Here is a 13,471-nt window from a genome sequence, read left to right as displayed (position 1 = left end):
GGGAGGGTGACACTTCGTCAATCCCCGTGCGTTGCACGGAGATTGACGAAGTGTCACCCTCCCCGCTGCGCGGGGAGGTCCGGCTCTGCGCTGCGCTTCGAGCCGAGAGTCCCTTTTGCTGCGCTTCAGGGACTTGTGAGCCTGCTAACGCAGGCTCAAGCGGCCCCGGTTCCCAGGGGCTTGAGGTCCGTCCGCTGCGCTCCCGGACCGGGGCCCGCTCCGCGGGCGGCTGGTTGTGAAGGGGCGGGTGAAGTGTTTCCTTCGTGGAGAACTTTCCGGGAATCCGGATTTGGGGTTAGTGCCTCCCCGGGTTGGAGATCGTGATGTTGCTGCGGAGTGTGTGCGAGTGGCGGTGGTGGGGGCGAAGGCTGCGGCGAGGGCGAGGATGGCGGTGATCGCGCCGAGTGCGGCGGTGGGAACGATCAGGAGGGCCGCCAGGTCACCGGGGTGGTGGAGGGCGGCGGTGATGAGGAGGGTGAGGGCGGTGGCCGTTCTGGTGCGGGTTCGGTGGTCCGGGGTCATAGTCGGGCGGTTTCCTCGGGGTTGACGGGGTGCCGGATGGTGCTGGTGACCAGTGAGCCAGAGACCGAATTGTTTGAGAGAGGGTACTTCTCGGGGTTGTAATGGGGTGTGGCACGAGGGGCGCCGGGTCCGGCTGATCTGCAGGTGGTTCGTGAACTCGCCAAGCGGGGCGTGGTGGTGACGGTCAGCTCAGTTGGAGAGCTGACGGCGGGCGGGGGTGCTGCCGTGTCATCGGCGGGCGGGGCCGAGGATCGGTGGTGGACGCGGTCGATCCGGTGGTGGTGGAGAGCGCGGCGGCGCTGGCGCGCGGCATCTTCGGCAGGGACGTGATCGGCGGCTGGCGGTGCTGGAGTGGTTCGCCGAGGCCGGCATGCCCGGGCAGCCGGGGGCGGTGCGTTGGGGACGATCCAGGCGACATCCGTGTCCGTCAGATGTTGAACCGCCGGCTACTTGGACGAGCACAGGGCCGACAAGATCTCGTGCCGGATGGTCCGGCCGGTCCTGCCGCTGTGGCCCTATCGACGCTCCAGACCGGCACCGGTCGGTTCTTACGAATCGAAGGGCGGTCGACTCCCACGAGTTCTGAGGCCTCGCGCTGCCGTGATGTGGATCACAGGAAGATTCGGGGGGTGCGTTGTCGGATCGGGCCCGTGCCGGGACCGAGAGGAGAAGGATTTTCCCCGACAAGGAGACGCCCATGGCCACCGAAGACCTGACGCCTACGCCCAGTTACACCATGGTCGAGGATGACGGCTCTGTCCACACCGACTTGGCGGAGCGGATCAGCCAGTTCAACTGGGATTCGCGTACCGGCGCAGCGGTCATGGCCTTGTTCCCGGCCCACTGGAGCGAGAACACCGGCGATACCGTGACCCTCCGGGAGGACGGAAGCGTCGCTCTCGACGTGGACGGCACGTTCGACCTTCCGGAGCCGTTCGACCGTGTCGCCCCTCCCATGATGATCACCACCACCACCGGCGTGGCGGTGCTCAAGGCCGGCCACCCGGCCAACCAGACCATCGAGTCCGGGTTCCGGTCTCTGAACATGCCGGTCCCTGAGGTGATCCAGGCGCTGAGCGCCCGCGAGGCCGCGCTCGTCGGTGACGGAACCACGATTCGCTCCTTCACGTCGGAGGTGCTGGAGAGGTGGAGCGGATGGAATAAGCCGGTCTCCACCGCCTTGCTCGGCAACTGGGCGGACCCTCTCTACGACCAAGGTCACCTGACCCCTGATGCCTTGGAGAAGCTGAAGTCAGAGGCCAGCGTCATCCACCGGCAGCTCACCCCGGTCTGGCGCCGCAAGGTCAACCACTCGCGGCTGCTGCTGCTTGACACCCCACTCGGCGACGGGCTGACCCTGTACGACTTGGTCTCCGGGCAGGCCGTCCCCGGCACCGGAGTCGAGGTCGGCTTCGAGGACCCGCGCTTGAACACGATCTTGAAGGCCCTCTCCCCGGCCGAGCGAGCGGTGACTCTCGCCCTCGCCACCAATGGAGTCACCACCTGGGCCGAAGCAGCCATGGCCGTTGGTGCTACGCAGCCGGAGATCCAGGGCGAGAAGGTCCGCCGGAAGGTGAAGCGGCTCGCTGCGCGCAGCACCGGCCGCGCTGCGGCGGCCGAGGCGATCACGGTGAGCGACTGATGAGCGCCCGCAACTCCGTCTCAGCCAGCCCGCCCCGGGGTCGGGAGGTGGTGTTGCGGATCGCCCTGCCCAGCGTTCCGGCCTGCACCGCGGTACTCAGCACCGGCAGTGTCGGCGCGGCCCTGGTCCACGGCACCATCCCGTCCCCGCTCGTGTGGCCGCTCGTGGTCCTCGCCCTCGGCGCGATGGCGTACGACGTCGGGCTCCGTGCCCTGCCCGCCGCGTCGGCCGACCGCGCTGCCGGACGGCAGCGCGTTCCTTTTCGGCCTGAGTGAGTCCGGCCCGCGCCGCGCCTACCACGCCCGGGCCCGGCGCTCGCGACGTGTTCCTCGAGCCCGCGGAGAACATCGCGCTCAGCATCGAGCTGGCGCCGTCGTCAGCCGCCGTGGCGAGCGATCCGCCGGCCGATGCCGGTCCAGACCGGCTCGGCCGCTTCCTCGGGCACGGCGCCGGTGAGGCCGTCGAGGTGCTCGACGGCCTCACGGGTGATGTAGCGGTCAGGGTCGGGGGATTGCAGGTAGCGGCGCAGCAGGTCGGCGTCGAGGTCCTGGCGCTGGAGATACGCGGCGAGGGTGCCGACCAGGAGGTGGTTGTGGGCGAGGGCGTCGGTCAGGGCGTACAGGACCAGGCGCTGCCACTGCTTCATGCTGTCGCCGTGCAGGGTCTTCAGGTGCTGGGCGCGGGCGAGGTAGGCGTTGATGTAAGGAACCGGTACCGCCACCGCACCCCTCCCCGCGCGGTCCATCAGCACGCGCGAGGCGTGGGCCAGCCGGTGGTCTCCGACCAACCACCACCGTCCGACGCGCGGGCGGAGCACCGGCGTTCCGGGGGCACAGCCCCCGCAGTCGACGACGATCAGGCGGACATATACGCGGCACCGGCGACAAGAGCCAGCCGCCTCCAACTGCCCTGCCTCGCAGCGGCGGTTACAGCGCGCGATGACGTCGGCTGCGGCAACGGGCGGCTCCTTGACGGCTCTCAGGCCCGGATGCCGTCCTGGGGCGGCGATTCCTGGAAGAAGGCGCGCAGGGGCTCGTCGATGGCGCGTGCGCAGCTGGTGCAGTCGGCTGCGGCGTCAAGACGAGGGGCGAGGTCTTGCGTGTTGCAGGGGGTGAGGATGAGCCAGCGCAGGACGACCTGCCGGACGAGCAGCCTGAGCTTACGCAGTTCGGCGCGCTTCTCTGTCTCCTCCTGGTCTGCGAGCAGGTCTCCGTGTACGTATCTTGAGCGCGCGTTGTACGCCTTCTGGACTCTGCTCTCGACGGGCTCGCGCAGTGAGGTGGGAAACAGGGTGGCTGTGCGGGTCCGGATCCTTTTGCTGATGCCCTCGTTCTTGTCGTCGGGGCTGACCATCAGGGCTTCCAACGCAATGACGTAGTCCAGGTGCAGCTCGTCTATCTCTTGTTCCCACACGCCGTCGTCGTGGTAAGTGCGCTGGTAGGCCTGCAGCAGGTGGCGGGCGGCTCGCTCAAGGCGCCGGGCGCGCTGCTTGGGCAGGCGTCGGCTGCTGGTAATGCCGTCCATGACGGCATCGATCTTCGCTGTCACTGCGGAACAGAAGGCCTGCAGCCGAGGGAGGTCAGCCGAAGCGATGTAGAAGCTTCCTGTATCGCGGACTTCGACTTCTTCCGGACTGCCGTGGCGGTCCTCGTAGACCTGGATGGTGGTGGGCACCTGGTTTCGGTTCAGATCGAAGTACCGGCTGCGCTCGACGCCGAACACCGCGTCGACATGCAGCAGGCCCTCGCTCCACAGGAGCAGTGGCAGCAGCGCCCTCCAGTGCCGTGTTTCCGGTCGCGGACCGGAGAAATCAAACCAGCCCGGGCCTCTGCGGTCCGGCGCGCGTTCGGGGTTCGGTGCGTGGATGAACGGTGCGCCGGCCAAGAGATCGAGGTCGAGCCCGCCCGGTTGGAGTCCCTGGAGGACAGGCATGGGCCCCAGCTGCCTCAGTTCGTCGGCTGTGAAGGCTTGCAGAGTGTGGCTGCCCAGCGGGATCCGTGTCCCCTCGGGGAGTTCGCCGGTCAGCAGAAGCCAGCGCTCCACTGCGGGTGCGGGGGCCGTGCAGAAGGCAACGAAACTGTCCGCGGCCTCCTCCACCGGCACCGGCGCGCCCTGGGCGACCAGACGGGTCGCATCCCCCAGCCTCGATCCTCCCAGCAGCGTGGACCATCGGGGCAGCCAGTCACCGTCGGTCTTGCCGTACAGGTCGCGGTGCTCGGATTTCGGCGCGGCGTTCACCACCGCGTTGATGACGGCTTCGAACGCCGGCTGCGTCGACAGTGCTGTATCGGTGATGGCCTGGGGTATGGAGGGCAGATCGCGCGCCTGCTCGAGCCAGGTAAGGACAGCCTGCCGCAGCTGGGAAATGTCTTCCATACGGCACGAAACTAGCTCACCTCCGCCAGTCACGAGATCCATAGCTGCGGCACCGCACCCTCAGTCCGAGGTCAGCTCCTGCACCAGTTCGGCGCGGGCGCAGGGTTGTCGACGTCTGATGTCCGGCGATCAGCGTAGGTTGATTCCTGCACCGCGGGCCTTCGTTCTGCCCTTAGGACAGAGGGAGTTGGGCGTAGGCGGGTGCGTCGCCGGCGCTTGCCGGCGGCGCACCCGCTCCTGGCTAGACGGCGCTGGAATGCTGCAGGGCTTGACCCTGTGCATAAGAGCGGCTGGCACCCGTAGACGGCGCGTGTCCGGTCCTGACGGACTGGACATCGGCCGACGGGGAACGTTCGATCCTGGCGGACCGAACTGACCAGCAACTCGCTGGCTGCCGTGGAACGCCGGTCGGCACGGGATGTCACGGCGTGGGAGCCGTTGATGGAGCGTGACGGTGCACGCCGCCCCTGGGGACGGCGCGCAGTGGAAGCAGAGGCTCATGCGCTCCTGCTGCGCGACGATGCCAGGAAGTGCAGGACCATGACTTCATCGGACAGTTTCGCTGGCCTGGACGGGCCCGAGCCCGACGATGGGCTCCCTCCCCTGCTGCGCCGCCCCGAAGCGGTGGCGGACCCGCAGCCGGTGACCAGGCTCCGCGGGGCGCGCAAGGCGCTGCTGACGAACCCGGACGTCTCGTTGGACGAGGCGGCGACGAACGTCGTCACCTCGGGCGCGGTGGACCCGGTGCTGCTCCAGGCGCTCGTGGCCGCCGAGCCGGTCAGCCTGCTGACGGCCAAGCGGTTCGTCGGCGGCACGCTGTATGCGACGGCGCCTCACTTCCGCTGCCTCGACCTGGACGTCCTGCCGGACATCATCAACCAGAGGTGGGCGGACCAGCTCCACACGGCCATGGACGTGGTCCCTTCCACGTCTATGGCCGCCGCGTACGAGACGCTCATCAAGCCGGCGAGCGGAATGCCGGTCGCAGTCTTCATCGTCCGCATGCGGGACCGCAAGGCGCTGGCCCAGGCGGTCGCCGACAGCATGCGCCACACGTTCTACGCCCAGAGGGGCGAGAACGACTACACCCAGAGCGTGCTCCAAGCACTGGACAGACGCCGACAGGGACGGCTGCAACACCCGCGCCGAAGTCCTCCTGGAGGAAGCCGTCACCGCCCCCGAGATCGGCGCGAAGTGCGCTCTGACCGGGGGTAGTTGGTACAGCCCCTACGACGACCGCTACTTCGACAGTGCGGGCAAGCTGGACGTCGACCATCTGGTTCCGTTGGCCGAGGCGTGGGACTCCGGTGCCTCCGCGTGGACGGCGAAGGAGCGCGAGGCCTACGCCAACGACCTCGACGATTCCCGCGCGCTGATCGCGGTCTCCGCAGCCTCCAACCGGTCGAAGGCTGACAAGGACCCCACCGAGTGGCTGCCTCCGTACGCCGGCTACTGGTGCACCTACGTCACCGACTGGGTCGCAGACAAGACCCGCTACCAGCTGTCCGTTGACCCCGCCGAGCAGACGGCGCTCGCCGAGCGCCTCGCGGCCTGCCCCGACCAGCCCATCTCCGTCACCTACGCCCGCTGAGACACAGGTCCGGGCCCGCGGCTACGGGGGAAAGCGGCGGGCCCGGACACCCCACACTCCCACACCACCGTCGTCCGTGCGCGGAAGTCGAGCACTGCCGCCGGTCACCGGCACACAGCCGATCGCTTCCGGCCCGGCGGTGCGCTTTGGACCAGGGGCGCCGCCGGGCCGGAGTGCCGCAGGCCAGGCCCGGGGTCACCGGCCACCGGCAGGCGGGTCAGCGGCGCATGCTGCCGCCGTTGCGGTGCTCCCCACGGTGCTGACCCCAGGAGACCTCGTCGACCAAGCGGTCACGGTCGTTGCGCAGGGTCGCCGTGTCGCGGTCGTTGTTCCACACGTAGGTGCGGCGGTCCTGGAAGACGTCGGTGGCGCTGTCACGGCCTTCGCCGGTGTGGACCCGGACCGTGGCCCGGCCCTCCAGACGGAAGTGGCGGAAGGTATAGCGGTGTCCGGCCTTGTCGGTCAGCGTCCAGTGGTCCAGGTTCACCGCCCGGCGGGTGGTGTTGGTGACGTCTACCCACTCCTTCTTCAGGGACCGGTTGGAGCGGTCGTCGCGTCCCGGCGAGTCGTACTGCACGCTGCTGATGACCACATCGTGGTACGGGCGGGCCGGGTGGTCACCCGGGGTGTGTAGTGCGGGTCGGCGGCCGGTCGGCCGCACACCCATACCCTGCCCACCATGCGGAGGGGATGTGGTGGGTACGCGAAGGTCATGACAGTCCCGTCATATTTCTATGACTCTCAGCTGTAACCTCCATGTATACAGCGATCGCGCAAGATTGACGGTCCTTCACCCCGCGAGACGGTACGAGCAACGGCCTCGCCATGACCCGCTGGCGGTGCCGTGCGTCTTCCCTCCGCCATCGGTCACCCGAAAGTGAGTAACAGCGCGGCCTGGTCGAACGGCCCCACGGTGCAGCGGCGTGTGCCCGCCACACCGCAGGCAGGCTGACGAGCCCACGAACGGGCACCGGGGCAGGCAGGAGGCGGCATGGCCCGGGGCTGGTAGCTGGTTCGAACCGCATGCACGCCGTAGACCTCGCTATCTTGTTCAGCGCCCGCCCGCCGGGACGGCTGCTGCGGGACGGCGTTACGGGTGACGGTCGGCGCCCATCAGAGAAAGGCCTCGGGGGAGCAGAACGTGAACAGACAGGACCGTGCGGACGCGGTGGACCGGGAGATGGCCGCACGTCCGCTGCCCGATGCCGCCGCGCGAGCACTGGGCCGCTGGTGGAGTCAGAACGCGCCGGCCTACGCGGACGGGACGCCTGGCGCGCACACGGTCCGCTACACCCCCAGCCGGTGGGCGCAGATCACCCCGTGGCCTTCGGTACTGGCCCCCACCTCCACCGTCGGTGATGCCGCAATCAGCCGGACGGAGGTGGCCCTGGCCGTCGCCGACGCGCTGCAGCGTGAGGCTTTCGCGCAGGCGCTGGTCACGACGTACGTGTGGGGCAAGGGCAAGCGCGGCACCCCAGGCGGCAGCGGCCCGGCCACCCTGCACAAGATCCTTGCCTTCGAAGGCCTCGATACGACACTGGCGGCCGCAGTGACCGAACTGCGCGAGCACGGTCCACAAGAGGCCTACGCGGCACTCCACCAGCAAGTTCCCTGGTTCGGGCCGTCTTTCTTCACCAAGTTCCTGTACTTCTCCGGCGCCGCGCTGCCGCCCGCGCACGGCCCGCGGCCCGCGGCCGCTCATCCTCGACCGCGTCCTGTCCCGGCGCCTGCGCCGGCTGGCCGCTGAGGTCGGCCGGGAGACCGGCTACGACCCGGACGGCTCCATCGCCGCCTGGGTATGGGCGGACAGGAACTGGACTGCCCACCGCTACGGGGTCTACCTCTCCTTCGCCGCCGCCCGTCAGCTGGCCGCCGGCGGCGGCTGGCCCTCCAGTGCAACCCCTGACCTGCTCGAATGCGCGCTGTTCAACGCCGCATGGGAGTAATCGAGTTGATGGCGCAAAAGGCGACTTCCAGACCCAACCGCTTTCCCCCGTCTCAGGAGGGGCGGTAGGCGCTCATCAGCAGTGTGTCGGCGGTGCGCGGTCCGTCGGCAGTGGCGGGTAGCACACTGAAAGTGATCTTGGTAAATCCGGCCTCGGCGAGGAGGTTGGCCCATACACGCTCCTGGAGGACCCACCGGCTCATAGTGATCGTCTCGCCGTCCGCTGTCCGTGCGGAGATGGTGCCGGGCGCCGCTTCGGGCTTGGCGGGCGCTCCGCTCAGATAGTGGGCGAGGGTGGAGTACACGAGACGCCCGCCCGGCTTAAGAGCGATGGCTGCGGCTGGCAGCGTCCTGCGCGGGTCGGTGAAGTCCAGGGCGCCGAAGACGCTGTAGAGGACATCGTAGGTGCCGGGCATCTCGTGTAGGTGGGAGACCGCGTCAGACAGGGCGATGCGCAGGCGTGGGGCGAGGTGGGCGTAGAGGTCGGCTGCCATGGCGTGCTGGGCTGGTGAGGCGTCGACTGCGGTGATCTGGGCGGGCCGGTGATGTGCTGCCAGGTGTGCGGCGTGCCGGGCTGCGCCGGCGCCGAGGTCGCCGACGTGCCGGCCGGTCAGATCTCCCAGGACTTCTGGGCCGGGTCCGGCGTCCTGGTCCCAGCTCCAGAAGAAGGTGTCGGGGACGGCGCGGTCGCTGCTGGCGCGGGCGCGGCCGTAGTGGCGCCACAGGTCCGGGGTGCTGGTGATCACCCGCCCCATCCTGGCGGCCTGCTAGCGGCCGCGGGCTGGTTCGGCTGAACTCTCACCCGGACGTAGTTCTGGCCCCGGCCAGGGAGCCGGGGCCAGAGATTTCGTGCTGGGTCAGTGGGAGTCGTTGCCGGGGTGGCACGGGCCGCAGTCGGCAGCGTCCGCCCACAGAGGGAGATCGACGTCCCATCCGTCTGCCGCGACGATGTGCGCGGTCTTCATCACGGAGCCGTCGTTCTTGAAGTCGACCTTGGGCACGTGATGGAGGAAGTACCCGTCGTTGAAGCGGTCGCACAGCTCGGCGTAGGCCAGGGTGTCCAGGATGATCGTGTGGACGCCGATGTCGACGAGCGTGCTCGGCGCGAGCCCCAGCGCCTCGCCTCTCAGCAGGTAGGCGTACGCCTGGCCGAGGACCCGGGTGGCCATGACCGAGTCGTAGGGGTAGTCGCGCATGAGGAGCCCGACCTGCTTGTTCCACAGGTCGGCCGCCACGACCTCCTGTAAGGAGCGGAACCGGCCGGCAGCCGGAGTCGTGGCCACACAGGATGTGACGGTAGCGGTGAGCATGAGATGCCTCCGTCGGACGGTGCCCCGCGGTTCGGGGCGATTCACCAAGGACACTTCGACAACCGGCTGACATATGATCAATTGCCTTTCTGTGCAAGGTACTTGCATGTCGTGCAAGCGGTCTCGACTGCGGTGCCGGGTGCCCATACCGTGAAGGTCTTCCAGTCGTGCAGCGCGTGGGAGGGGCCTGTGCCCGTTGACCCGCTCTAGAACACCCCGAAAGCACGTGAGTTGGCCGTGCAGCGGCGTCCTGGCGCGCTCATCCGACTCGGCCGCGAGCACCGCGCCTGGACGCTGGCCATGCTCGGGCAGCGGCTTGGCTGCTCGCCGGCCACCGTTTCCCGGCTTGAGCGCAGCAGCAGGGTCGTCGACCTGTCTCTCGTCCACCGTGCCGCGTTCGAAGTCGGTGTTCCGCGACAGGTCTTGGTGAGTTCCCTTGCGCCACCCGTCCCCATGGCATCGGCGGCTACTAGAGTGACGGCCAGTCACGCCGAGGAGGACCCGATGCGCCGCCGTACGCTGCTCACCGCCACGGCAGCCGCAGGGCCCGCCGCGCTGCTGCTGGGGGTTGACCAGGCTCTGGCCGCCACGCCGGCACCGACCGGCAGTGGGCCGCTGGACGGCCGACTGACCACCGCCCGGGAGCTGTACGACAAGGGCGCGCATGCGCGGCTGCTCGCCGTTTTGCCCGGGCTCATCGCGGACGGGCATGCCGCCGCCGTCTCCCGGCGGGAGCTCGATCAGGCGCGGCTGTCTTCTGTGTACAGCCTGGCCGCCGCTGTGCTGAGCAAGCTCGGCTCGTATGAACAGACCCGGCTCACTGCGGACCGCGCCCGTACCTGGGCGGAGGTGTCCGGCTCCCCCATCGCGGCGGCCGCCGCTGCCCGGGAACTGGCGATCGTGCTGCGTCACCAGGACCGCACCCAGGAAGCGCAGCATCTGATGCAGATGGCGGCCGGCAACGTGGAGGCGACCGGTCTTCGGACTGAGGCGGCGGCGTCCGCGTACGCACAGATGCTGTGCACGCTGGCCTACACCGCTGCTCGTGGCGGTCAGCGAGCGGAGGCTTTGGCGATGACCGAGGAGGCCCGCCGCGCCGCCGGGCGGCTGCCGCCGAACACCCCGGCAGGGCGTCTTTTCCCCCTCAGCCCTGCCGCCGTCGACCTCTATGCGGTCGGCGTGCACTGGGCGCTGGGAGACGCGGGAGCCGCGCTGGAGGCCGGGAAGGATCTGCGGCCTGCACAGTTCCCGACTGCCGAGCGCAAAGCGCGGCTGGGTACCGACATGGCGCGGGCCTGGTGGGCATGGAAGCGGCCCGAGCAGACCGCTCACGCTCTGCTGGATGCCTACCGGGCCAGCCCCGGCGAGGTCCGTGACCGGCCCGCGATCCGCAGCATCGTCACCGAGCTGGCCGAGCGGCACCCGCACACCAGCGGCGTCCGTGAGCTGCACACCGCTGTGACGCGGTCGAGCTGATGCCTCTGCGGCGAAGGGACGAGCTGTCTGCGCGTCTTACGGGAGGGCTGCTGGCGAGGTGCTTTCGTCGGTCCAGTCTCCGGTGAACAAGGACGCCACGAGGGTGGCGTCCTTGGCGGGGAGTTCACCGGCGCGGTGCTTCGTGCGGGCTTTCGCGAGCCAGGCCCCGATCTTGACCTGATCGCCGTCGACGGTGATCTCCTCGCGGGCGGTGGGGGCGCGGCCCTCGCGGTGCAGGAAGAGTTCGAGAATCTGCACGGTCTGGGCGAAGGTGCGGCGGGGGCGGCGGACTGCGGTGAGCGGGTGGCTTTGCGGAGTGACGCCGATGACGGTCAGCAGGCTCTGCTGCGGGTGGGCGAGGGTGCTCCAGCCGGTGAGCTGGCGATGCAGCCAGCTGCCGATCTTCACCGAGGCCAGAACGCTGTCGCGGTCGAGCGCGGCCGGGTCGTTGCCGGCGGCGAGGTGGGTGCGCAGCAGGTGGTATTTGCGGTGCCAGTCCGCGCCGTGGGGCAGTTGCCAGTCCGGGTCGATGGCCGCGAGGTGGGCGGCGCGTGCCGGGTCGAGTTCGGCGTGTGCGGCCGCTGAGCGCTGTTCGGCGAGCCAGGCGCCGAGGGGGGTGGTGGCAGGGGCGGCCAGGTGGCCGTGGACGTGGTGGTAGTCGGTTGCAGCGGTGATCCGGGCGCGCCAGGCGGCAGCGTGTTTGTCCCAGATCATGTCCAGGGCGTCGAGTTCGGCGATCCAGTCGGCATCCAGGCGGCCGGTGGTGCGGGCGTCGCGCATGCTGGTGATGAAGGTGCCGAGGGCGTAGCCGTGGGCGTCGGTGTAGTCGGTGGGGACGTCGAGGTGGTGGTGGGCGTCGTGGTAGGCCTGGGCGGCGGCGAGGCCTGCACGGCGGGCGCGGGAGACGGCTGTGTCGTGGGGGTTGAAGGAGGTGAGGTCGAGGGCGCGGGCGATGTGTTCGGGGTGGGCGGTGAAGTCGAAATGCCAGCGGTGCCGGATGAGGTTGCTGATTTCCTTGGGGAGGCGGTTGGCCTTGTCGGGGAGGCGTTCGAGGATGCGGTGGTCGTGGCTGGCCAGGGCGGTGCTGATGGCCCAGACGGGTTCGTAGGCGGTGCCGAGGATGTCGGTGGGGTCGGCGTTGGGGGGGATGTAGACGGGGATGACGAGGCTGGCGGTCTTGCCGCTGACGGACAGGCGCAGGGCGCGGCCGAGGGCCTGGACGCAGCGGACGACGCTGCGGGTGGGGTCGGCGAAGACGATCGCGTCGACGCTGGGGATGTCGACGCCTTCGGCGATGACTTTGGCATTGGCCAGGATGGCGCACGAGGAGGCAGCGAATTCGGCGAAGGTCTCTGCGCGTTGCGCGGAGGGCATGTCGCCGTGGACGAAGAAGACGTCAGGGCTGGTGTCAGGGCACAGGTCTGGGGCGTGGGCGCGCAGGCGGCGCAGGGTGTGGGGCAGTTCGCGGGCGAAGCGTTTGGCGTCCTCGACGAGGTTGAAGTAGACCAGGACACGCCGCTGCTGGTGGGTGGCCATCGCTTTGAGGACGGCCAGGTGCAGGGCGGTGGTGCGCAGGGCGTCGTCTGCGGCGGGCTGCTGGTCTGGGGTCGTGGTGCCGGGGGTGGGCAGGTTGAGGCGCGCGCGCAGGTCGTCGTCGGTGAGGGTGGGGACGATGATGCGGTAGTCGGCGACCCGGCCGTCTTCGATGGCCTGGGCGAGCGGGTATTCGAAGATCTTCTTGCCGTAGACGGCAGGGTTGTCCATCGAGTTGGCGCGTGCCTCGTTGCCCTCCCCCGCTGCGGCCAGGCGTCCGCGGGGGCCGGACAGGTTCGCGGACTCCGCGAGGTCGGGGGCGGCGAAGATGCGGGGAGTGGCGGTCATGTAGAGGCGGCGGTCGGTGCGGATGCGCCCCGTGTCATGCACTGCAGCCCATTTCTTGTCAGCCCGGCCGGCGATCCGGTGTGCCTCGTCCAGGACCGCCAGGTCGAAGGGCGGCACCTGGTAGGCGGTGTGCTGGGTGTTCTCGATCTTGTCGAGGGAGTCGTAGGTGCACACCACCACCAGACCGGGCAGGGCATCACGTCCCTGGCCGACGGCCGCGAGCAGGGAGGCCAGGAGGCGGTAGTCGGTGACGGAACCGACGCGGGCGGCGGCCAGGGCGTCGTGGGCGGCCGCGTCCATGGAGGAGACGATGACAAGCGGTTCGCGATGGCCGTCGCGGCGCAGGGCCAGCGCGGTCTGCGCTGCGAGGTCGAGGGTGGGGACGACGAACAGCAGCCGGCGCGCCAGCTGACGGGCGGCACGACTGGCCACCAGCGTCTTGCCGGTGCCGGTCGCCGCCACGTACAGGCCGCGGGTGCCGGGCCGGCGCAGGTGCTTGAGGATCCTGTCGAGGGCTTCTTGCTGGTCCTCGTGCAGCGGGAGGGGTTTGGGCCGCCGGCCCCGGCGGGAGGGCAGGTCCAGCCCCAGGCTGTGCAGGTCCTGGGCGGTGAACGGCTGCGACACAGCCGCCGGGGGCGGGGACGAGTCCAAGGCGGTCTCCGGGACGGTGTGGGGCAGGCCGGTGGCGGGGGCTGGCTTTGTACTGATTCTGACAGCCCTCCCCCAGC

Annotated in this window: 11 protein-coding genes and 1 pseudogene; 6 read left to right on the top strand and 6 right to left on the bottom strand. The window is 69.5% G+C overall.

Going from position 1 to position 13,471, the window contains the following annotated elements:
* The first annotated feature begins 1,219 nt into the window (after window positions 1-1,219).
* Together ACWGDX_RS01350 and ACWGDX_RS01345 are read left to right on the top strand one after the other, a co-directional pair.
* The gene (locus ACWGDX_RS01350; protein ID WP_453620986.1) at window positions 1,220-2,164 is read left to right on the top strand and encodes a hypothetical protein; all 945 of its coding nucleotides are present in this window, start codon (window positions 1,220-1,222) and stop codon (window positions 2,162-2,164) included.
* Window positions 2,164-2,439, top strand: a complete 276-nt coding sequence (locus ACWGDX_RS01345; protein ID WP_453620984.1) for a hypothetical protein — start codon at window positions 2,164-2,166, stop codon at window positions 2,437-2,439. Before ACWGDX_RS01350 ends, ACWGDX_RS01345 begins: the two co-directional genes overlap by 1 nt.
* Window positions 2,440-2,540: 101 nt before the next feature.
* On the opposite strand, the gene ACWGDX_RS01340 is transcribed toward ACWGDX_RS01345, so the two are convergent.
* Window positions 2,541-2,885 (bottom strand): hypothetical protein, encoded by a 345-nt coding sequence (locus ACWGDX_RS01340; protein WP_453620982.1) that lies wholly within the window; start codon window positions 2,883-2,885, stop codon window positions 2,541-2,543.
* Window positions 2,886-3,142: 257 nt separating this feature from the next.
* Window positions 3,143-4,540: a hypothetical protein gene (locus ACWGDX_RS01335; protein ID WP_453620980.1), complete on the bottom strand. Its 1,398-nt coding sequence runs from the start codon at window positions 4,538-4,540 to the stop codon at window positions 3,143-3,145.
* A 1,075-nt stretch (window positions 4,541-5,615) separates the two neighbouring features.
* Here ACWGDX_RS01335 and ACWGDX_RS01330 point away from each other — a divergent pair.
* Window positions 5,616-6,131 (top strand): annotated as a pseudogene (locus tag ACWGDX_RS01330) (HNH endonuclease family protein); the annotation flags it as partial.
* Between the two features lie 217 nt (window positions 6,132-6,348).
* Here ACWGDX_RS01330 and ACWGDX_RS01325 read toward each other — a convergent pair.
* On the bottom strand, window positions 6,349-6,798 hold the full coding sequence (locus ACWGDX_RS01325; protein WP_453620978.1) for a lamin tail domain-containing protein: 450 nt from the start codon (window positions 6,796-6,798) through the stop codon (window positions 6,349-6,351).
* Between the two features lie 474 nt (window positions 6,799-7,272).
* Between ACWGDX_RS01325 and ACWGDX_RS01320 the strand changes: the two genes are divergently transcribed.
* Together ACWGDX_RS01320 and ACWGDX_RS01315 are read left to right on the top strand one after the other, a co-directional pair.
* Window positions 7,273-7,878 carry an 8-oxoguanine DNA glycosylase OGG fold protein gene (locus ACWGDX_RS01320; RefSeq protein ID WP_453620976.1) on the top strand — a complete coding sequence of 202 codons (606 nt, stop codon included), beginning with the start codon at window positions 7,273-7,275 and terminating at the stop codon, window positions 7,876-7,878.
* Window positions 7,832-8,077 (top strand): 8-oxoguanine DNA glycosylase OGG fold protein, encoded by a 246-nt coding sequence (locus tag ACWGDX_RS01315; protein WP_453621036.1) that lies wholly within the window; start codon window positions 7,832-7,834, stop codon window positions 8,075-8,077. The genes ACWGDX_RS01320 and ACWGDX_RS01315 overlap by 47 nt, the downstream gene beginning before the upstream one ends.
* Before the next feature lie 52 nt (window positions 8,078-8,129).
* On the opposite strand, the gene ACWGDX_RS01310 is transcribed toward ACWGDX_RS01315, so the two are convergent.
* Both ACWGDX_RS01310 and ACWGDX_RS01305 read right to left on the bottom strand, forming a co-directional pair.
* Window positions 8,130-8,819, bottom strand: a complete 690-nt coding sequence (locus ACWGDX_RS01310) for a class I SAM-dependent methyltransferase (protein WP_453621034.1) — start codon at window positions 8,817-8,819, stop codon at window positions 8,130-8,132.
* Window positions 8,820-8,933: 114 nt separating this feature from the next.
* The gene (locus ACWGDX_RS01305; protein WP_453620974.1) at window positions 8,934-9,386 is read right to left on the bottom strand and encodes a hypothetical protein; all 453 of its coding nucleotides are present in this window, start codon (window positions 9,384-9,386) and stop codon (window positions 8,934-8,936) included.
* Between the two features lie 231 nt (window positions 9,387-9,617).
* Here ACWGDX_RS01305 and ACWGDX_RS01300 point away from each other — a divergent pair, with 231 nt between their 5' ends.
* Entirely contained in the window at window positions 9,618-10,862 is a 1,245-nt protein-coding gene (locus ACWGDX_RS01300; protein WP_453620972.1) for a helix-turn-helix domain-containing protein, read from the top strand.
* A gap of 36 nt (window positions 10,863-10,898) precedes the next feature.
* On the opposite strand, the gene ACWGDX_RS01295 is transcribed toward ACWGDX_RS01300, so the two are convergent.
* A complete protein-coding gene (locus ACWGDX_RS01295; protein WP_453620970.1) occupies window positions 10,899-13,394 on the bottom strand; it encodes a Helicase associated domain protein in 2,496 nt (831 codons plus the stop codon).
* Window positions 13,395-13,471: the final 77 nt, after the last annotated feature.

The organism is Streptomyces sp. NPDC055025 (assembly GCF_053608565.1).
The sequence above is the reverse complement of the archived record's forward strand: the minus strand, read 5'-3'. Positions and strand labels throughout refer to the sequence as shown.